At 51.3% G+C, this 19956-nt stretch carries 16 protein-coding genes; 6 read left to right on the forward strand and 10 right to left on the reverse strand.

Features of this window, described 5'->3' with window-relative positions; genetic code table 11:
• The first annotated feature begins 105 nt into the window (after nucleotides 1–105).
• Entirely contained in the window at nucleotides 106–1245 is a 1140-nt protein-coding gene (locus tag AC23NW_RS22100; RefSeq protein ID WP_487452088.1) for a glycoside hydrolase family 26 protein, read from the forward strand.
• Nucleotides 1246–1473: 228 nt separating this feature from the next.
• Here the strand turns inward: AC23NW_RS22100 and AC23NW_RS22105 are convergent, their stop codons facing one another.
• A complete protein-coding gene (locus AC23NW_RS22105; protein ID WP_487452089.1) occupies nucleotides 1474–2499 on the reverse strand; it encodes an alkaline phosphatase D family protein in 1026 nt (341 codons plus the stop codon).
• A 168-nt stretch (nucleotides 2500–2667) separates the two neighbouring features.
• Between AC23NW_RS22105 and AC23NW_RS22110 the strand changes: the two genes are divergently transcribed.
• The 4 genes from AC23NW_RS22110 to AC23NW_RS22125 all read left to right on the forward strand — a co-directional run bounded on the left by AC23NW_RS22110 (nucleotide 2668) and on the right by AC23NW_RS22125 (nucleotide 6828).
• Nucleotides 2668–3264 carry a TetR/AcrR family transcriptional regulator gene (locus tag AC23NW_RS22110; protein WP_487452091.1) on the forward strand — a complete coding sequence of 199 codons (597 nt, stop codon included), beginning with the start codon at nucleotides 2668–2670 and terminating at the stop codon, nucleotides 3262–3264.
• A 9-nt stretch (nucleotides 3265–3273) separates the two neighbouring features.
• Nucleotides 3274–4542 carry an MFS transporter gene (locus tag AC23NW_RS22115; protein WP_487452092.1) on the forward strand — a complete coding sequence of 423 codons (1269 nt, stop codon included), beginning with the start codon at nucleotides 3274–3276 and terminating at the stop codon, nucleotides 4540–4542.
• Between the two features lie 315 nt (nucleotides 4543–4857).
• The gene (locus AC23NW_RS22120; protein WP_487452093.1) at nucleotides 4858–5304 is read left to right on the forward strand and encodes a hypothetical protein; all 447 of its coding nucleotides are present in this window, start codon (nucleotides 4858–4860) and stop codon (nucleotides 5302–5304) included.
• Between the two features lie 447 nt (nucleotides 5305–5751).
• Complete coding sequence (locus AC23NW_RS22125) at nucleotides 5752–6828, forward strand: fatty acid desaturase family protein (RefSeq protein ID WP_293845318.1); 1077 nt, start codon at nucleotides 5752–5754, stop codon at nucleotides 6826–6828.
• 378 nt (nucleotides 6829–7206) lie between these two features.
• Here AC23NW_RS22125 and AC23NW_RS22130 read toward each other — a convergent pair whose 3' ends face one another.
• Nucleotides 7207–7398, reverse strand: a complete 192-nt coding sequence (locus AC23NW_RS22130) for a cold-shock protein (RefSeq protein WP_293845315.1) — start codon at nucleotides 7396–7398, stop codon at nucleotides 7207–7209.
• 312 nt (nucleotides 7399–7710) lie between these two features.
• On the opposite strand from AC23NW_RS22130, the gene AC23NW_RS22135 reads away from it, so the two are divergent.
• Complete coding sequence (locus AC23NW_RS22135) at nucleotides 7711–9198, forward strand: cellulose synthase family protein (RefSeq protein WP_487452095.1); 1488 nt, start codon at nucleotides 7711–7713, stop codon at nucleotides 9196–9198.
• 79 nt (nucleotides 9199–9277) lie between these two features.
• Here AC23NW_RS22135 and AC23NW_RS22140 read toward each other — a convergent pair whose 3' ends face one another.
• The 8 genes from AC23NW_RS22140 to AC23NW_RS22175 form a co-directional block, all read right to left on the reverse strand.
• Nucleotides 9278–12475, reverse strand: coding sequence for a beta strand repeat-containing protein (locus tag AC23NW_RS22140; RefSeq protein ID WP_487452097.1), 3198 nt, complete (start codon nucleotides 12473–12475; stop codon nucleotides 9278–9280).
• A 426-nt stretch (nucleotides 12476–12901) separates the two neighbouring features.
• Nucleotides 12902–14059: a pyridoxal phosphate-dependent aminotransferase gene (locus AC23NW_RS22145; RefSeq protein WP_487452098.1), complete on the reverse strand. Its 1158-nt coding sequence runs from the start codon at nucleotides 14057–14059 to the stop codon at nucleotides 12902–12904.
• A gap of 7 nt (nucleotides 14060–14066) precedes the next feature.
• Entirely contained in the window at nucleotides 14067–15167 is a 1101-nt protein-coding gene (locus AC23NW_RS22150) for a TFIIB-type zinc ribbon-containing protein (RefSeq protein ID WP_487452100.1), read from the reverse strand.
• Nucleotides 15168–15226: 59 nt separating this feature from the next.
• Nucleotides 15227–16216, reverse strand: a complete 990-nt coding sequence (locus tag AC23NW_RS22155; RefSeq protein WP_293845491.1) for an SPFH domain-containing protein — start codon at nucleotides 16214–16216, stop codon at nucleotides 15227–15229.
• Between the two features lie 207 nt (nucleotides 16217–16423).
• Nucleotides 16424–18127, reverse strand: coding sequence for a sensor histidine kinase (locus AC23NW_RS22160; protein ID WP_487452101.1), 1704 nt, complete (start codon nucleotides 18125–18127; stop codon nucleotides 16424–16426).
• A gap of 4 nt (nucleotides 18128–18131) precedes the next feature.
• A complete protein-coding gene (locus AC23NW_RS22165; protein ID WP_487452103.1) occupies nucleotides 18132–19151 on the reverse strand; it encodes a SpoIIE family protein phosphatase in 1020 nt (339 codons plus the stop codon).
• Complete coding sequence (locus tag AC23NW_RS22170; RefSeq protein WP_487452104.1) at nucleotides 19144–19578, reverse strand: anti-sigma regulatory factor; 435 nt, start codon at nucleotides 19576–19578, stop codon at nucleotides 19144–19146. The genes AC23NW_RS22165 and AC23NW_RS22170 overlap by 8 nt, the downstream gene beginning before the upstream one ends.
• Nucleotides 19538–19951 carry an STAS domain-containing protein gene (locus tag AC23NW_RS22175; RefSeq protein ID WP_487452106.1) on the reverse strand — a complete coding sequence of 138 codons (414 nt, stop codon included), beginning with the start codon at nucleotides 19949–19951 and terminating at the stop codon, nucleotides 19538–19540. The genes AC23NW_RS22170 and AC23NW_RS22175 overlap by 41 nt, the downstream gene beginning before the upstream one ends.
• Nucleotides 19952–19956: the final 5 nt, after the last annotated feature.

Here is a 19956-nt window from a genome sequence, read left to right on the forward strand (position 1 = left end):
CAAAGGCAAAAAGTAGCACGAAGTTGTTTACTTTTAACGCTTCGTGCTGCGTAGGTTCTTCTCGTCTTCGTGGTTCAAAAAACAGTGTGGCTAATGTTAACGCCTATGAAGTATAGCTTACTTACGATTGTTCTGGGCTGGCTGTCGATTGCCGAAAGCTGTGCAGGGCCGTCGCTCATCGATAAAGACGCTACGAAAGAAACCGTAGCGCTGTATAAAAACCTGCATAAACTCTCCCGGAAACACATCCTGTTCGGGCATCAGCATGCAACGGAGTATGGCCACGGCTGGTTTGGTGATGCGGACCGGTCTGATGTAAAATCAGTAGCAGGTTCCCATCCGGCGGTGGTCGGCGTCGATTTCAGCGGGCTTTCCGGTCGTTCAGAGCGGGAGATCGGGGTGAATGTGGAGAAATTGCGCAAAAACATTGCTGACACCTACAACCGTGGCGGTATTACCACCGTGGCCTGGCACTTTACCAATCCCGTTACGCCACAGACCGGATTTTACTGGAAGGACGGTTTATCGGCTCCCGCAGTCAGCAACATTGCTCCTGGTGGCAACCAGCATGACGCCTATAAAATCATTCTGAAAACCATTGCCGGGCTGGCAAACTCGACCCGCGGGGCCGACGGGAAACTGGTGCCCATGATCTTCCGGCCGTACCATGAGCAGGATGGCAACTGGTTCTGGTGGGGGAGACCACACTGCACGGCGCAGGAGTTTACCGGTTTATGGCGGTTCACGGTCGGTTATCTGCGCGACAGCCTGCACGTTCATAATTTTATCTACGCTTTTTCGCCGGATTGCCTGTTTACGACTGAACAGCAATACCTCGAACGGTACCCCGGCGATGATTTTGTCGATATGGTCGGCATCGACGATTACGCTGATTTCGGCCGCAACGGGCGGTATAATCTGGAAGCAGGCGTGCAAAAACTCCGGATTGTCTCGGACTATGCCCGGAAAACAGGCAAAGTAGCGGCGTTCACCGAAACGGGCCTGGAATCGGTCCCCGACGCAACGTGGTGGACCGAAAAACTGTTGCCTGCCCTGCGGGCGGAAGATATACGAATGGCTTATGTGCTGGTGTGGCGCAACGATACCCGCAGCCCGACGCACTACTATGCACCCTATCCGGGACAAGCCAGCGAGGCGGATTTCAAACGCTTCTACGCCGATCCGTTTACCCTGTTCGAAGCCGACCTGCCGAAGGTTTACCGTCGCTCGTTTCTCGGGTTGTAGAGGGAGAACCACAAAGGCGGTAAGAACCGAAGTGGCACGAAGTTTTTTTGGCCACAAAGTCGGTAAGAACCGAAGCGGCACGAAGTTTTTTTTAACCACAAAGGCGGTAAGAACCGAAGTGGCACGAAGTTTTTAAAAGAATATAATATAACCTTCGTGCCCCTTCCTTACTTCCTGTCTTTGTGGTAATCAGTTTGTGCCCCTTCCCTCCTTCGTGGCCCAAAAAAATTAAAAGACAATCTCGTGTGTCAGGAAATTGGCCCGGTTGTCACCCATGATGCTGACACTGGCCGTCAGCGGTTTTTTCGACCAGTCGATGGTAATCAGCCCGAAGTTGAGCTTCACCACCATGTCTTTTACCCGGTGTTTATTCGGTTCGTCGCGCGGCGCCGCCCAGGTATGGGTCAGACCGCTGCTCGTGATGTCGTACAGGTCATAGCCCAGGCCCGGAATCTGCGTTTTCGAAATCTCCCCGATATGCCGGTCGCCGCTGATCAGCATGGCCCCCTTTGGCTTTGTTTTGCCCAACAGGTCCCAAAGCCGCTTTTGTGCCGTCGGGAAATTACCCCACTTTTCGTACGGATGGTCATCGGAGATAAACTGAATGCCGCAGCCGATGATGTGTACATCGGCAGTTGAGTTGGTGAGTTGCTGCTCCAGCCAGGTCCACTGCGCTTCGCCGAGGATGTCGCCCGAAGGGTCGGGTACGTTATTTTTGCCGCCGCTATCCTTTTTCAGCGGATCGCGGAAATAGCGGCCGTCCAGCAGAATTACCTTTACCTGTTTGCCTTTCGGGCCATACGTATGTACTGAATAACCACCTGTCTGTTTCCGCAGCGGGTCATTGGCCGGTACATCCAGGAAGTCCAGCATGAGTTGCTGGCTTTCTACCCGTTTAGGGTATTCCTTCCCGCCGTCATTGACCCCGTAGTCGTGGTCATCCCACACCCCTATAATGGGCGTTGACTGCCGGAGCGCCTGGTAACCGGGCTCCGATTTCTGCCGGTTGTATTTCGCCCGGAGCGTGTCCATGTTCTGGCTGTCGCCATAAATGTTATCACCAAGCCAGATCCACAGGTCCGGTTTGGCGGCGACTACATCGTCCCAGAGCGGTTTGGGGCGCTTCTGATCGCTGCATGAGCCAAACGCGATGGTGGTCAGCGGCTTCGTGGCAGCCGTTGTTTGTTGACGGGGCGACTGGCAGCCGGCCAGCAGACCCACACCGGCCAGAGCCAGCGGAAGTAAGAATTTCATAGTTAGGGACATTGGATTACTACCTGCAAAAGTAATACAGACCGCCAGTTTAACGGGAGACCGCCTGTTAAGCATTTATTGTCTGTGCGGGGGCGGACATTAAAAAGGTGTTAAATCCTGACGGAATGATAGATAATAAAAGAACGTTCGTTTATTTTTGAATCAGCTATGAGATTACGGGACGAAAACAAAGAGCTGGCTATCAGGGAAAAAGCACTTGGAATGATTGTAGAGGAGGGCTTCGACGGGCTGAGCATGCAGAAACTGGCCAAAGCTGCGGGGGTATCACCTGCCACGATTTACATTTATTTCAAGGACCGCGACGACCTGATCATGCAGATTTTTGAGACTGAAAATACGCGCATGACCGAAATTACCCTCGACGGATTTAGTCCGGAGATGCATTTTGAAGAAGGACTCCGGATTCAGTGGCTGAACCGGGCGAGGTATTGCCTGGAAAACCCCGAACGTATGCATTTTATGGAACAGATCCGGTATTCTCCGTTTCACGAACGGCTACAGGGGTCATCGAAGAGTACGTTTATTCATGCCATGCGCACGTGGGCACAGCATGCAATTGCGCGCGGCGAGCTGGTGCCGTTGCCGATGGAGGTATACTGGTCCGTTGCGTTTGCCCCAATGTATCAGCTGGTTAAATTCCATATGTCCAGACACGGACTGCCCGGTTCAAAAAAGTTTACGCTCGATGAGCCGATCATGAACCAGACCCTTGAATTAGTCATCAAAGCCTTAACACCCCAATAACAACGCACAATGCAGGCACAACCGGTAAACAACAAACTGACTCCCTACCAGAAGGGGATTATCGCGATTCTGGCCTTTATTCAATTTACGGTCGTCCTTGACTTTATGGTACTGTCGCCGCTCGGGGCCCAGCTCCTGACCGAACTCAGCATCACAACGGCCCAGTTCGGGTGGGTTGTCTCCGGCTATGCCTTCAGTGCCGGGGTGTCGGGACTTTTAACGGCCGGTTTTGCCGACCGTTTCGACCGGAAAAAGCTGCTCCTGTTCTTCTACAGCGGCTTTGTACTTGGTACGTTATTCTGCGGGCTGGCTCCGAATTTTGAAGCCCTGCTGGCGGCCCGTATCATCACCGGCCTGTTTGGCGGGGTAATTTCGTCGATCGGCTTTGCCATCATCACCGACTTATTCGACTGGCAGATGCGGGGCCGCGTCATGGGTTTGGTGCAGATGTCGTTTGCGGCCAGCCAGATTCTGGGCATTCCGGTGGGATTATACCTGGCCAATAATTTTGGCTGGCACTCGCCGTTTCAGATGATTGTGGGGGTAAGCGTGCTGGCTGGAATATTCATGGTCTGGTTTATGCAGCCGGTTACGGCCCACCTGAAACTACAGACCGACAGCAATCCGTTCCGGCACCTGATCCATACGGTGTCGAAGCCCGCTTACCTGCGCGGATTTGCCGCCACGGTGCTGCTGGCTACGGGTGGTTTTATGCTCATGCCGTTCGGGAGTACTTATGCCATTCATAACCTGGGTGTTACGGCCGCGCAATTGCCCCTTATTTATACCGTAACCGGTGTTTTTTCGATTGCTTTCGGGCCGCTGATGGGCCGGTTGAGTGATAAGATCGGTAAATTCAACCTCTTTTCCTATGCTTCTGTCTGGGGGATTGCTATTACCATCATCTACTGTAATCTGGGGCAAACGCCGTTATGGCAGATCATTGCGCTGAATGTGTTGTTGTTTGTCGGGATTTCGGGGCGGATGATTTCGTCGCAGGCGCTGATTTCGGCGGTTCCTGAGGCCAAAGACCGCGGGGCGTTTATGAGCATCAATGCCTCGATTCAGCAGGTAGCGGGCGGGGTGGCATCGCTCGTGGCGGGTCTGATTGTGGTACAGCGGCCGGACGGTTATCTGGAGCAATACCCGTTGCTGGGTTATATTGTGTCGGCAGCAACCCTCATCACCATATTTATGATGAAGGTGATCAACAATCAGATCAGTAAGAAGCCGGCCGGTGTTGTAGCCGGTCCGCCGGTGGTCGTTGCCGGCGAATGAGGGGAGCATACAAACAAAACTGGGCAGCTAAAAGCCGCCCGTTTTCGTTTCAAACTTAACAATCTTGCATAACAACAAGATGTGCAAAATTAGACAAAAAGTTAATTCGGGTATACTTATGGTATTGAAAAAGTATGCTCTTTTCATGATTATTTTTTAGGGTGGTGATACCGCTTTAACCGGTATCGCCGCCCTTTTTAAATTTTTATGTAAAAAAAAGCCCTTTGCTGTAACGTAATCAAAAAAAAGTTTGACAAATAGCAACGGTTTGCCGGGAGCCCGCGTACTGTCAGGTAAATCAATCAACTGTTATGTATGCGCTGGCATCTTTATCTTTTCGGTTTGTGTCTGGCCTTTGTGATGGCCGCCTGTTCTAAAGACGATCCTGAACCTGACGCAGCGACGCAGGTAGCGGGCGAATACCCGATTTCGTACTATCGGGCCGATTCCGCAGACGTCACCCTGTATGAGTTTAACCTGCCTTATACCGCAGGTACAACAACGTTATCCGGTTCCATTACGGCCCGCCGGGACTCGGCAAATGTGCTCTTTCTGACGCAAACCATTAAGATTACCGGTGAGGCGGATGAGACAAGTACATTGGGTCAGGTGAAACTCCAGGCCGTAGGCAGCGGCTACGATATGTATTATGGTACGCAGAAAGTCGGTTCAATCGACGGAACCAATATTTCCATTGATGATCAGGCCGTTGACCCGACAACCGGTACCCGATACCGGACAATTATTAACGGAAGAAAATAACCTCCCCCAACCCATTAACAACCCTGTGAGATGAGCAACGACATGGATTCGTGCTCCCGGAAAAGAACTAGTAGATGAATGAGTTAACTAGATAGGTGGAAAGGCAGGAAAAAGAGGGAATTGTTTTCCCTCTTTTTTTTTGACCGGTTGATACTGTTTTACTTACCGGCTCAGCTAAAAAACAATCAGCCGGAATGTGCCTCAAAGACCGGAAAAATACAACTAATTTAGTTTATTTGCGTTCTGAAATAAGAAACGGCCTGTGTCTCTACGAAAAGACCTGGCTATAATCATAACGTCAGTGCTGATTTTCCGGCCCGGACTGACCTGTTCCGTAAGCCAATTGACGGCCCTTCACTGTTCCGGATACCCTGTTGAATCTGCACAGTACATGATCAGGTATGGTCTGATTCTGCCGGTCAGTCAATTGGTTAATTAAACATGCCGATGGCAAAAAAACTTAAATTTACTCCGGCAGGAAACTCGCCGTTTTTCGTCACGTTACGCGAACGGGTGGATGCCTATTTTACACAGCAAGCGCTTTCTCCCTATGCTAACAAAGCAATGTGGGCGAAAGCCAGTTTTTTTTTAGGAGGGTATATCGGGCTGTATGCCCTGATATTATCGAACCAGTTCACGCCGTTGGGTATGCTTGGCTTAAGCCTGTTGCTGGGTGTTTTTGCGGCCTGTATCGGGTTTAATGTGTCTCACGATGCTGTCCATGGCGCTTTTTCATCAAGGCCGTGGGTAAACCGCCTGCTCGGGAATAGTTTTTATCTGCTGGGTGCCAGTCCTTACGTCTGGAAGATTACCCACAATGTGGTGCATCACACCTATACCAACATTCCCGGTCATGATGAGGATATTGAGGTAGCGCCGGGGCTGGTGCGCCTGAATCCCGATGATCCGAAGTACCCCTGGCACCGGTTTCAGCACATCTACACAATTCCCTTGTATTCGCTGGCGTCCCTCTCATGGGTGTTCCGTAAAGACTTTGTTAAGTTCTTTAAAAGCAAAATCGGTCAGCACAAAAACGCGGAACACACCCGGCGGGAATATGTCAATCTGTTTGTCGGAAAGGCATTGTATTACATCGCGTTTCTGGTGATTCCTTACCTGGTACTGGACCTGTCTTTCTGGCAGTTGCTGACGGGCTTTGTGCTCATGCACCTGGCCGAGGGGCTGGTGTTAGGATTGGTGTTTCAGCTGGCGCACGTGGTCGAAGGAACCGATTTCCCGTTGCCCAACGACACAGGAATGATGTCGGAGTCGTGGGCGGTCCATCAATTGTATACGACAGCCAACTTTGCTCCCGACAGCTCATTGGCAGCGTTTATCTGCGGCGGACTGAACCGGCAGATTGAACATCACCTGTTCCCGAAAGTCTGCCATATTCATTATCCGGCCATTACGGCCATTGTTAAGGAAACCGCCCTGGAATTCGGGTTGCCTTATCTCGAAAACCGGAGTTTTGCCTCCGCCCTGTATTCACACTACCGTGTACTGTATCAGTTCGGGCGTTGATAAGCACTGCGGCCGGACCATTGAAAACCGGATTTAATTTACCTTAAGTCATCTGTTGTGCATGTAAACTGAAATAATCTGCGTACTTTACATGAGCTCAACAGAGCAAGGCAATCTTCACAATTTTAATGATGACTAAACATGCATAAATACACGGGATTGCACAATATAGTACGGCGACTAGGCATTCAGATTGTTCATTGGGCGGGGCTGACTGACCGGGTTTTCCGGCCGGTCATGATTCCGGTACCGATAAACTGCGACCGGAAACACTGAGATGCCTTTCATGTGACGGATAAGCAAACTGCGAATAGATTAAACAAAAAAAACATGCCCTGGAGCATGTTTTTTTTGTTTATCAATATATGGTTCTGACGTTTAGATCAGCTCTACATCGACTGCATTGACGCCGCGTTTACCTTCAACTACATTGAACTTTACCTGATCGTTCTCCCGGATCTGATCAATCAGACCAGAGATATGAACGAAGATATCGGATTGTGAATCCTGGGTCGAAATAAACCCAAATCCTTTGAGTTCATTGAAAAATTTAACAATACCTGTTTGCATTTTTACTTTTTTAATTTCAGTAAATCTACGTCTATAAATAATGGTATCCTATTGATTTTCAGATTTATTCGAAAAACAGATAAAATTGATCAGAATAGTAGATAATGCGGACTTTATTCCTGCTTTTGGCGGGTTAAACGGGTATACCAATACCCGTAACTCCCTTGATTTGCTACTATTCATTGCCGCGATAGCCAGCATTTGAGGAATAGAACTATACATAGTTATGTCAACTTACCGGTTTACGTATATTTTTGCATTATGGTGATATGGATACTTGTCTTATATGGGCTGACACTTCTATTACTGACGGTGCATAATATTAGCCGCTTAAGTCTGGTCATTGCCTATTTCCGGAAGCGGTCCCTGCAAAAGGCCAATGAGCTTCCTGCGGCTTCATCTGATCAACCCGATTTACCTTTCATAACCGTTCAGCTGCCGGTATTTAATGAATTGTATGTTTCTGAGCGTTTGCTTGATGCCGTTGCTGCCCTGAAATACCCGGCGGGCAGGTTAGAGATTCAGGTACTCGACGATTCAACGGATGAAACGGTAGACATTATCGCGCGCCGTATAGCCGATTTTCAGCAGCAGGGAATTCCTGTGCAGCACATCCGGCGGCCACATCGGACCGGATTTAAGGCAGGTGCACTCGCCTATGGCCTTACCTTGTCAAAAGGGGAGTTTATTGCTGTTTTCGATGCTGATTTCGTACCGGAGCCTGACTTTTTACTCCGTACTGTACCGAATCTGGCTGATCCGCAGGTTGGTTTTGTGCAGGCGCGGTGGGAGCATCTGAACCAGCGTTACTCCCTCCTGACGCGCCTGCAGGCTTTCGGGCTGGATGCACACTTTACCGTTGAGCAGAGCGGGCGGTATGTCGGCGATTACTTTGCAAATTTTAACGGTACGGCCGGTATCTGGCGCAAAACCGCTATTGAGCAGGCGGGTGGCTGGCAATCCAATACCCTGACCGAAGATCTTGATTTAAGTTACCGGGCACAACTACAGGGCTGGAAGTTTAACTATCGGGAGGATATCGGTGCCCCTGCCGAGCTGCCGGTTGAAATGACTGCGCTCAAATCCCAGCAGTACCGCTGGCTGAAGGGTTCCGCCGAATGTGCCCGTAAACTAACGGGAAGCGTAATCCGGCAACGAAGTATTCCGGCAGGGGTGAAGGCCCATGCACTGATGCATCTGTTCAGTAATCAAATCGTATTTCTGGTACTCTTTTTAGGGGTGTTAAGCGTGCCGATGCTGTACCTGCGCCGGTACCTCCCATGGGATATTACAGCGTTTGAAATCAGCTTTTTTATCCTGAATCTGGTGACTCTGGGCACATTTTATACGATCCCGGTTTTTGTCCTTAATTACCGGAGAAAGCCGTTTCTGATCTGGCATTTTTTTATGTATTCTACCCTGATGATGGGCTTATCGCTGCATAATTCGGTAGCCATTATGGAAGGATACCTGAACCGGAAAACGCCGTTTGTCCGTACACCGAAGTTTAACCTGAATAATGCAGGCGGAGGCTGGCAGACCAACAAATACATTATGCCGAAACTGTCGTGGCTGACAATAGTGGAGGGGATTCTGGTATTATATTATGCCGGAGGCCTGTACCTGGCTTACTGGCTGGATGAATACCGGCTGGCACCGCTCCACCTGATGATGGCTACCGGATTCGGGTACGTATTTGTACTGAGTGTATCGCACACATTTATCCTGTTCCGGTCAAGGCTGCGTGCTGAGCCGGTAGTAGAAACAGCAGACCTGGCTGTACAGGAAGTTAACGCCTGATGTAATTGATGTTTCTGTAAATAAACGAGGCGGCCATAAATTGGCCGCCTCGTTTTGCTTTTTATGGTGACGTACAGTGTTACGGGCATTTGGTGCCGGTAACTGTAAATGTTTGCGTTGTTGGAATACTTAAACCACAATCATCAGTCGAAAAAGCAGTTAAAGTATATACGCCCGGTTGTGTAACCTGCAAGCCTGAAAATGTATAGGTGCCCGGAATACGATACACATTGGTGAAAACGTACCCGTTGGGGCCTGTAAATGTAAATACGGAGCCTGAACCCTGACCGGTAAGCGTTACTGCACAATTCGGGCTGCCCAGGGCCGCGTTAACCGAAATATTTTGTACGGTGGCATTGGCAAATGAAGAAGCCAGTACCTGCACGGCGATAGAAGCCGTCCTTGAGCAGTTTGTCGCATTATCCGTTACCGGAAAATAGAGCTGTACAGCGCCTGGATTGAGCTGGTAAGGCGTAAATGTGTTCGTAGCCATATTATAATTACCGGCAAGTTGGGTAAGCCCAGGATCTTTATACCAGACACTGCCAACTGTCAGATGATTACCGCCTCCAACCTGAATGACGGAGGATGTGCTGCAACTGACGCTGGTAGGGAGAATAATCAGATCATTATTAGTCACATTCGGAATATCATTTATCTGCAGGTATGAAATCGCCCCGTTATTCGTGATATCTGTATTACCATGAGCCTTTGACGTGTTTACAATCATGATTCCCTGGTTGGTAAGTGCTCCCACATTGCTGAGGTTATCATACAGCGTCAGCGCGGCGCAGTTACTGTTGGAGAACGTAGCACCTGGTTCATTATAAAAGCCAAGCGTGGCTGGCACACCGGTCGAAATGCTCAGGCTGGCTTTATTCGTGAACACCCCGGTGCCGGACCCTCTCGCATTTTCGAAGTTTACCTGTGTTGCCCGATCCACGCTGATGCCGCCGCCCACATTATTGAAAGCGGATTCGTTCCAGAATCCCCACGAACCACTACCGGCAATACTGCCGACCTTAATACTGCCGGTGTTGGTAAATGTATTATTCTGATGCCGCAGACCGGTAATCGTTGCATTATCGACGGTTATCACGCTATTGTTGGTAAACAGGTGACTATTCCATAAACCCCAGCTACCGATACTGGCTGTATTACCAATACTGATTGTAGCATTGTTTGTGAATGTAGCGCCGTAATCATTATGAAGGCCGGTAATGCGCGAACGGTTAATGGTAATTTCGCCACCATTGTTGTTAATAAATGTCGCTCCACCGTAATTATACAACCCCCAGTCTCCAACGGTACTGGAAGCACCGATAGTGATCTGTCCTGTATTTGTGAAGGTATTTGAGCCATTATATAAACCATGGAGATAGGTTCCCTGTACAATGTGATCAATGCTGATCGTACCGCTGTTGGTAAACGTACTATAATTGTAGAGGCCTGTCTGCCCGCCACTGTAAGAGCGACCGATGGTGATGATGCCGGCATTCAAAAAAGTATTGCTGCCGGAAGTATAGAGCCCGATTGAACTGTTACCATTGATGTGGTCAATGGTAATAGTGCCGCTCAGCAGGTTAGAGAATGTACCGCCATTTTGTAGACCCCGCACGCCTCCGTTACCGTTTCTGCCAATTTCAATTAAGCCGCTATTGGTAAAATACGAATTAAAAGAGGCAGTGTGAATCGCATCGTTTGTTACGTTATCTACCTGAAGGACTGCGCCTGGTCCGTTGACAAATGTCGTTGAATTTAACATCGCCGGAGAGCCGGTTGTAGTGCTGAGGCCAATGGTGATCGTACCGCTGTTCGTAAAGGTATTGTTTGTATGATGCAATCCGGTTTTACGGGCACGCTCGATAGTAATAACCCCGGTATTCCGGTTGGTGAAAAGCCCCCTGTTATTTAGCCCGGGTGAGTCAAACTCAACCGGCCCTTTTGTTCCGAGTTTAATGGTACCGGCATTGTCGAAAACCGTATACGGATCATTTTGAAGGCCAAAACCATTACCATCAATCCGTATTTCCTTGCCGGCCAGATTGATAAACGTGACACTGGAGCCGGAGTTGCTTGTATTATAAATACCGTGCGCCTGGTCCGTTGCGTTTTGCCCGATATTAATACTACCTGCATTGGTGAATGAACATGGGCCGGTTGATTGAGCTTGATTCTGAATCCCGGTACCAGCTCTGTCAATTTTTATATCTGAACCAGTGGTTGTAAAGAAGGTATGGCTACCACTTGATTTGGTGATATTGAACAAACCCATATTGTAGGTAGATGTATAGTTCTGGCCTATGTATAGCTTTCCGTCATTCGTAAATGAAGAAGCAGCGGTACCGGTATTTTCGTTATATACACCTGTACCCGAACGATCGATGATAATGGTGGCGCCGGCGGTATTGATAAAAGTAACCGCCGAATTGCCGCTGCTCAGATTATGAATACCCGGACCACCGACAGACGCCTGCTGACCGATCTGAATACTACCGGCATTGGTAAATGAAACGGGGCTGGTACCAATCAGGTTAAAGATAGCCGTTGATGAACGGTCAATTTTTAAAACCCCTGTCGACTGATTATTAAACGTACTGAAGTTATAAATCCCTGGTCCGAAACTGTTTGTGTTCTGGCCGATCGCAATGGTTCCGGAATTGACAAAAGAGCTGCCCGACCGGTTGTTGATGTTTGCTCCGCCTGCCCGGTCAATTCTCAGTTCACCACCGGCGTTATTCTGGATAGCGACCTCGTTATAAATAGCGGCGGACCCCACGGAGGCGCTCCCTCCTAAGTAAAACTTACCGGAGTTAGTCAGGGTTGCCGTTGATATAACGGAGGTACGGTTCCAGAACCCCATGTACTGTGTGTTGTCAATCCGTACTTCGCCGGTTCCGTTGATGGTAAACACACCGTCGTTAACGATACCATAAAACTTAGAGGAACTACTGCTGATAACGAGCAACCCGCTGACAGTAACAGTGCCAAGATTCTGAAAGGCTGCGGTAAAAACAGGATCAGAAATAAGTTTTGAATCCACAACGGATAAACTGCCACCACTGCTTATCGAAAGCGATGCGCCAACTTGAACTTCAACGTACTTAGCCAGGGCAGAAACGCCGGACTCAATAACAGGCGTGGCTGTTCCGGGCGGAATTACGACTTCATCAGCAGCAGACGGAACGCCGCCTGGACTCCAGTTTCCCGCAGTGTTCCAGCTGCCGGAGCCGGAACTGATCCATGTTTTCTGGGCAAGTAGCGGAGTTATACTCAAACTTAACAGCATGAGCATAGCACACATCAGGCGAGAGGACCGGGTCCATCGCCAATTCATAAACGTTAGCATAACGTAACAAATAAGGAAGAGATAAATAAAAAAAATATGATTGAAGAAACGAGAAGGGAGAAAAGTAGCCCAAGTTTCTGAAAAACCAGGAATTTATCCAAGTACTTATTTAAATTAATTAATTTAGTGTATATGTTAACTTATGTTAATGTTTTGTTTAAAAAATATGTTTAATAGTTTGTATTTCGTCAAAAAAAACGCCTGTACTTGACTATACAGGACACAAGTGCAGGCGTTTCTGCCGGCTGAAAGGGGAGGAGTTCGTTGCTGTTTGATAACTCAACAAAGAAGGGATGCCCGCAGGTGAACGGGAGTGAAGAGAAGTGCTCTGGTTTGCTTTGCTTACTAACTTGCTCATTCAAAGGCACGGCAGGCCAGCAGGCACGCCGTGATATTCTCCAGTCCCTGTCGTAGTTCCTCCGTGGTCGGGTAGCCGAAGCCGATGCGCATGTAGTTGTCGGAGCGCTCAAACCAGTGGCCGGCTCCAACCATGGTTTGGTATTGGTGATACAGGGTGTGGTAAAACTGATCGGTATTGATGCCCGCTTCGGGATTGATCCGCGCAAAACCGACGACACCGGCTTGCGGCGGATGCCAGGTGATCAGACCGGCATTTTCGGTGAACCATGTATTTATGACATCATAGTTTTGCCGGATGTGGGCATGTACGGGCGGGAGCAGTTCGACTTTTCTCCGTAACAGGTTTTCTGCAATAGCTTCGTCCAGAATAGAATTACAGATGACAATCTGCTCTTTAGCGGCCAGAAAACGGGTCATTAACGCCTGATCCCGGCAAACAATCCAGCCAATCCGGATGCCGGGCACTCCGAATGCCTTTGACAGAGAACAGACAGAAATAACGTGCGGGGCCTTTGTCGCTTCGTAAGGCTGTAACGGTGTCTGAAAGTTCAGGTCCCGGTACGTTTCGTCAACGAGCAGATAGCAGTTGTGTTCGCGGGCCAGCGCAATAAGGGCATCTATGGTTTCGGGCGCATACAACTGCCCCGTCGGGTTGTGCGGATTCGTAATGCTGATAAGCCGCGTTTCGGGCCGGATCGCCTGCCGGATTGCTTCGACATCAATCTGAAAGCCGGTCTCAAACAAAAGATCGATGATCGTGGTCGGGCAGCCGATAGCGCGGGGTGTTTCGAGGTTGGTGCTGTAGTTGGGCCGGATCACAATCAGGTGATCACCGGAACTGAGCAGCGAGGTAGCAATGATAAACAGAGCCGTGGCTGCACCGGTGCAAACCAGTACGTCCCGGTCAGTGAGTCCGAAACCATCCGGTCCGGAACCTTCCGGTTGGGAGCCATCCGCGGCGATGAGTGCACAGAGTTCCGGTTTGCCACGGTGGTGTGCATATGCCAGCACCAGCTCGTTCAGCGCTCCATCCGGCAGGACCTCGCCCAGTGTCCGGTCGCGTACCGAACTTTCGGCCAGATTATACCGGATGGTGTCGTAGCCCAGTTCTTCGGGCGATTCGGCCTCAATGGGCATACGTTCGTAGCGCATAACGGGTTTATTTGTGTTTGGAAATCCAGACAAAGAACAGCACCAGCAGGATAAAGCCCGCTACCAGCATCGCAATTTTCCAGAACGATTTCGGCCGTTCGCCGGCCACCTGTCCGGTTTGCCCGTTGATCATGAAGCGGTACAGCTTGCCGTTATACATATAGGCACAGATCCAGAGCGGCATCAGTAAGTGCTTGAAAGTCTGGTTGCTCAGCTGTGTGTCGACCTGAAGGCCGCGCTGTGTATCACCGCCCAGTTGCTGCGAGCAGGCATTCTCTTCCCGGTAGCGGATCTGTTCTTCGGCTTTGCGGGCACTTTCGGCCAGATCAATGCTATAGACTTCGGCTTCCCAGCCGAGCAAAAAACGCGGGTCATAATCGACCACGCCGTTCATGTCGTAATGACTGACGTCCTGCACCGTACTTTCCTGTTTCGACAACTGCCGGGAGGCCATCAGCAGAACATCGTCGTAAAACTGCGAATGACTGCCCGACCGGTATTCCCAGCGGGTGCGCTGTTCCTGCCGTGTGATCGCATTACCATTCTGGTCGCGGGCCTGAACCTGAACGTAATAGTGAAAACCGGCCTCACCCGTCCAGTTTGAATAGGCCTGGGCATCGAAGGTCCAGTAAGGGATATAGATCCCGTGCAGCTGATCGAGCATAGCACCGGCCTTCAGGTCCGACGGGGCCAGCCAGTTGTTGCCGACCCAGCTTTTAAACCGTTCGGTGGCGGCGGCCTTCGACATGCGGAAGGGAAGCACCCCCGCCGGTTCGATCACACGGGTTTTCTGCGCGTCGGGGTTGACGTTTTTCGACCCGCAGAAGGCACAGGTGATGGTCGGCGTCTCGAGGTTAATCTGGGTATGGGCCCCGCAGTTCTGGCACGTAAATAAGTGCTTTTCTTCAACCGGTGCGTTGGGGAGCTGCTGATTTTCAATGCGGAACGTAAGCGGATTCTCCTGAAGATTTTTCTGCGTGAACGGAATGTCTTCGGTATTGCCGCAGTAGCCGCATTTCAGTTTCTGGGCGTCGGCCGAAAAGGTGAGCTGGGCACCACATGTCTTACAGGGGGCTTTGATAAAAGCCGCATCAGGCATTGGATTCATGGGAATGGTATCAGGGCGTTGGGGATGTAAACGGGTTGCGTCCCCAACACCGGAATGACTTACAGACGGGCTAGTAATTCAGCTTTTTTGGCCGCAAACTCTTCTTCGGTCAGAATGCCGGCCGCTTTAAGTTCGCCGAGTTGCTTCAGCAGACCAAGCACCTCGCCTTTGTCCTCTTTTGGAGCTTGCTGCGGGGGCGGCGTATTACCGGCGGCAGCATTGTTCATGAAGTTGCCGAGGCCACCCATCAGAATGGCGGTACCGGCAGCGCCACCGCTTTCGGCCGCATCTTCGATGGCCATGCCGGCCTGAAACTGCTGAAAACGGGCCATATCACCGACCATATTCATTTGGGTCGTTTTGTCGAGGAACGCTTCAACCTCTGGTGGCAGGCTGGTGTTTTCAATGTAGAATTTAGTAAGCTCCAGCCCGTAGGGTGAGAAATCGCTTTGCAGCATCGGCAACAGCTTGTCGCCCAGTTCACGGTAGTTGCGGGCCATGTCGTATACCGACACGCCGGCTTCGCCAACGGAATCAGAGAAATTAGTGATGATCGCTGATCGCAGCTGATCTTCCACATCGCCGATACGGACGACCGGATTGGTGCCTGAAAACTCCTTGATGAACTTACCACCGTCGGCTACGCGCAGCGCAAACACACCGAAGGCCCGGACGCGTACCTGCTTCAGCTCCGGATCGCGGATGATGATCGGGTTCTGCGTGCCCCATTTCAGGTTGGTAAACTGGCGGGTCGAGACAAAATAGACATCAGCCTTAAAGGGTGATTCGAAGCCCATTTTCCATGACCGCAACGTCGTCATGACCGGCATGTTCTGGGTCGTCAGCTGGTAACGGCCCGGGGGGTAGATATCGGCGATCTGCCCTTCGTTCATGAACACCGCCATCTGCGATTCGCGAACGGTCAGTTGTGCACCGTATTTGATGTTATTGCCCTTATCGGGAAATTTCCAGATGACCGTATCCGTTGAGTTATCTACCCAGTCAATTACTTCGATGAACTCGTTCTTGATGAAATCAAAAAGTCCCATGTTTCGTCGCGGTTATATTTGTATGCGCAATATACACGTAGAGACGCAACATCCTGCGTCTCCTTTATTATAGGTAAAATTTTACCCCTGACCGGATAACAGGCAGTACATACGGTAGGGACGCAAGCTAGAGACGCAAGATAGGGACGCAAGCTAGAGACGCAAGATGTTGCGTCTCTACGATCGGGGATAAGCGCTTTTGCGGTATCAGGCGGTCTGCCGGAAGGAAGCGGGGAAATAGGCGGTGAAGGTTGCTCCGTGTCCAACCTGACTGCGGGCGGTAATGCTGCCGCCGTGGAGCTCCACCACTTTTTTGCAGATCGCCAGGCCCATGCCGGTGCCGGCATACTGATTGGCGCCGTGCAGCCGCTGGAAAAGCTGAAAAATCCGCTCAAGATATTGTTCGTCGAACCCGATGCCGTTGTCGCTGACGTCAATGGCAAACCACTGTTCGGCCGGTAGGTCGGCCGGTAGGTCGGCCGGTAGCTGATCCTGGTCCGGATCAATAGGGCGGGCGCCGATCCGGATCATCGGTGTGCTGTCTTTACCGGCAAATTTAAGGGCGTTGGCAATCAGGTTCTGAAACAACTGTCCCAACTGGACCGGATGACCGAATACCACCGGTAAATCGCCGGTGTCGAAGGTCGTTTCACTGAAACGCGGCATCATTTCCAGATCATCCAGCACCGATTGCACGAGCTTATTCAGGTCAATGCGTTTAAAATCATTCTGTTTGGGGGTCAGGCGGGAATAGGTAAGCAGGTCCTGAATCAGGTTCTGCATCCGTCGTGCAGCGGCCTGCATGCGCCGCACGACGTCGACCCCGTACTCATCCAGCGTCGGGGCATACTGGTTCATCAGCACATCCCCGAAGGTCTGCACCTTTCGCAGCGGCTCCTGTAAATCGTGCGACGCCACATAGGCAAACCGCATCAGATCATCGTTACTGCGGTGCAGGTCGCGGATGGTTTGTTCCAGCTGCGACTGATATTGCTCCAGCTGCTGGCGGGCCGCCTGTAGTTCTTCATTGTCGCGCAGGGTCTGCTCCACGATTTTCTGCGCGTGAATATCAACCAGAAAGCCGGTCCAGTGCCAGATCACGTTTGTCGCATCCACCAGCGGCGTCAGTGATGCCAGGTGCCAGAGGTATTTGCCGGTTTCGGCGTTGCCGATGCGCACCTCCATGCGGAAGGGCTGACCCGAAAAGGAGTGATTCACCCATTGTTTCCAGAATGTCTGGTAATCTTCGCGGTGAAGAATACCTTCCCAGCGGGTGTCGTTCAGTTCGGGCAGGGTTTTGCCGGTAAAGTCGATCAGCCAGCGGTTGGCATAGAGCAGTTCCCCTTTCGGGTTAAACGAAAAGATCATCATCGGCAGCGAATCGGTCAGGGTGCGGTACTGGTTTTCGCTGACCCGCAGCCGGTCGGCCATCTCCTGAAGCTGAATGTTTTTGCGTTTAATCTCGTCGTAGGGCGACAGCGGCGGATCGTCGTGAAAGGCGCTTGTCCACAGCTTCAGTGTACTGTTGCTGACCGGCAGCGTAGCCGGCAGTTTATAGTGAATCGTAATGTCTGTGCCGGTGGCCGTTTGCGTTACCTGTAGTTTGGTTACCAGCCTTCGGGCATACCTTACCGCTTCTGCGCCGGTATTCAGGTCATGGGAATGACCGGCCAGACCGCTGATATGTGCTACCAGAAACCAGATCTGACCGGTATTCCGGTCGGCGGCAAGGGTGAGGCTGGCCCCTTCGCCGAGCTCAATCGCAAGGCGGGCAATTTCTGAAACCGCGGTAGCAAACGTGGTTTGGGCCGACAGCGACAAACCGGCCAGCTCCGCGAGTTTCATGGTTCGCTTGTGCGCCAGAATCAGGTCCAACTCATTGTCGAGAGCGACAGACGTAATTGTGTGCATGCGGTTAGGTTGTTTGAACGATGAGCACCGAAGTGTCATCTGTTTTACGCGAAAAATCCTTGTGCAACGCTGCCGCCAGTACCGCCGGATCGTGGCTCCGGACAGCGACAAACCGGTTCGTGTCCCAGCGCGATTTCAGGCCGTCAGACGCCATAATCAGGGTCTGCCCGCGTAGATAGGGCGCTACCTGCTCATTCATGGTCCGTGGCAGATTGCCGCCCAGAATGCCGTTGTACGACATAAACGTTTTCGGTATATCCTGAAGGTTCAGGCTACACAGGCGGGTGGTGATGTTTCCGATGCCGCAGAACCTCCACTGGCCGGCCTGGATATCCAATATACCGACTGTGCCCACCAGCCCCCGCGTTTTCAGTACCGCCTGATGAATTTCCCGCAGGATTGTGACCGGGCTTGTGCTGGCAGATGCAGTAAATGTTCTGATCGCCAGTTGGGTAGCCGCTTCTGCCTCGGGGCCGTGTCCTAAACCGTCTGCCAGGAAAATATGCAGCTGGTTGGCCGCATACTTTACGGCATAACCGTCTCCGCACACCTTTTCGCCGGTTTTCGGCAGCAGCAGCGTACCGATGCGGGTGGGTTTACCCTGCGGCGGATGAATGCCGGGGAGGTAGATCCGCGACAGTGCCACCGTGCCCCAGTTCGGCAGTGTATAGAGATCAAAAACATCAGAAAGCCGCCGGATCGAGCCCAGACCATGCCCCAGCGTATTGGTGGTTGACATACCGTCTTCCATCATACGGGTCGGGTTACTCATGCCCGGGCCGTTGTCGATGCTGAGCAGTTCGAGGCCGTAAACCGTGGTATCGCCCAGTGGCCGGACCAGGATTTCGCCCCCGCCGGCATGTTTAATAAGATTAGATGACAGCTCGGCGACGATCAGGTCGATTTCGGCGAGGCGCTGCCCCGAAAAACCGGTCTGAACGGCCAGCTGATGAATATCGCGCTTTAAAAATGCCAGGTAACTCCGGTCAGTGGCATTGTAAGCGTATTGAATTGACTTATCCATTTTTCCATTTTACAATGGTAACTGTTGTGCCAACTCCCACTGTACTTTTAATATCAAATTCGCTGACGAGCCGTTTGGTGCCCGGCAGCCCCAGTCCCAGACTCCGGCCGGTTGAAAAGCCATCCTGCATAGCCTGCTTAATATCGGGTATGCCCGGTCCCTGGTCTTTAAACGTCAGCCGGATGCCGTTTTCGCGGCCCCGGGTGATGACTTCGATCAGAACATCGCCGCCGTTGGCATACCGCAGCATGTTCCGGACCAGTTCGCTGGCCGCCGTTATCAGCTTTGTCTGGTTGACAACCCCCATGCCGATCCGGACGGCAAACTCCTTCACACGGTTGCGGAACAGAATCACATCCTGTTCGCGCTGTATCGAATACGCATCTTTATTCAGGACTACCAGCATCGTCGTCCCCGTTTGGCGCATCCTCTTCGCTGTCTGCCACCCGAATCCGTGATTGGAGCAACTGCATGCCTTTTTCTACGTTTAGTGCCGTCTGAACGCCCGGCAGCGTGAGTCCCAGTTCGATGAGGGTGATGGCTACCGCCGGCTGCATACCCACCACCACCGTATGGGCATCCAGCAGGCGGGCCATACTGGCGATGTTACCAATGATGCGCCCCATGAACGAGTCGACGATGGATACCGCCGAAATATCAATCAGGACGCCCTGCGCACCGCTTTTGCTGATGGCCTGGACCAGGTCAGATTCAAGCATCAGGGCCAGCCGGTCGTAGAGGTCTACCTGAATGGTCACCAGCAGAAAGGGACCCATTCGTAAGATCGGAATACGTTCCATGCGGT

The organism is Arsenicibacter sp. R0_47, assembly GCF_057652235.1.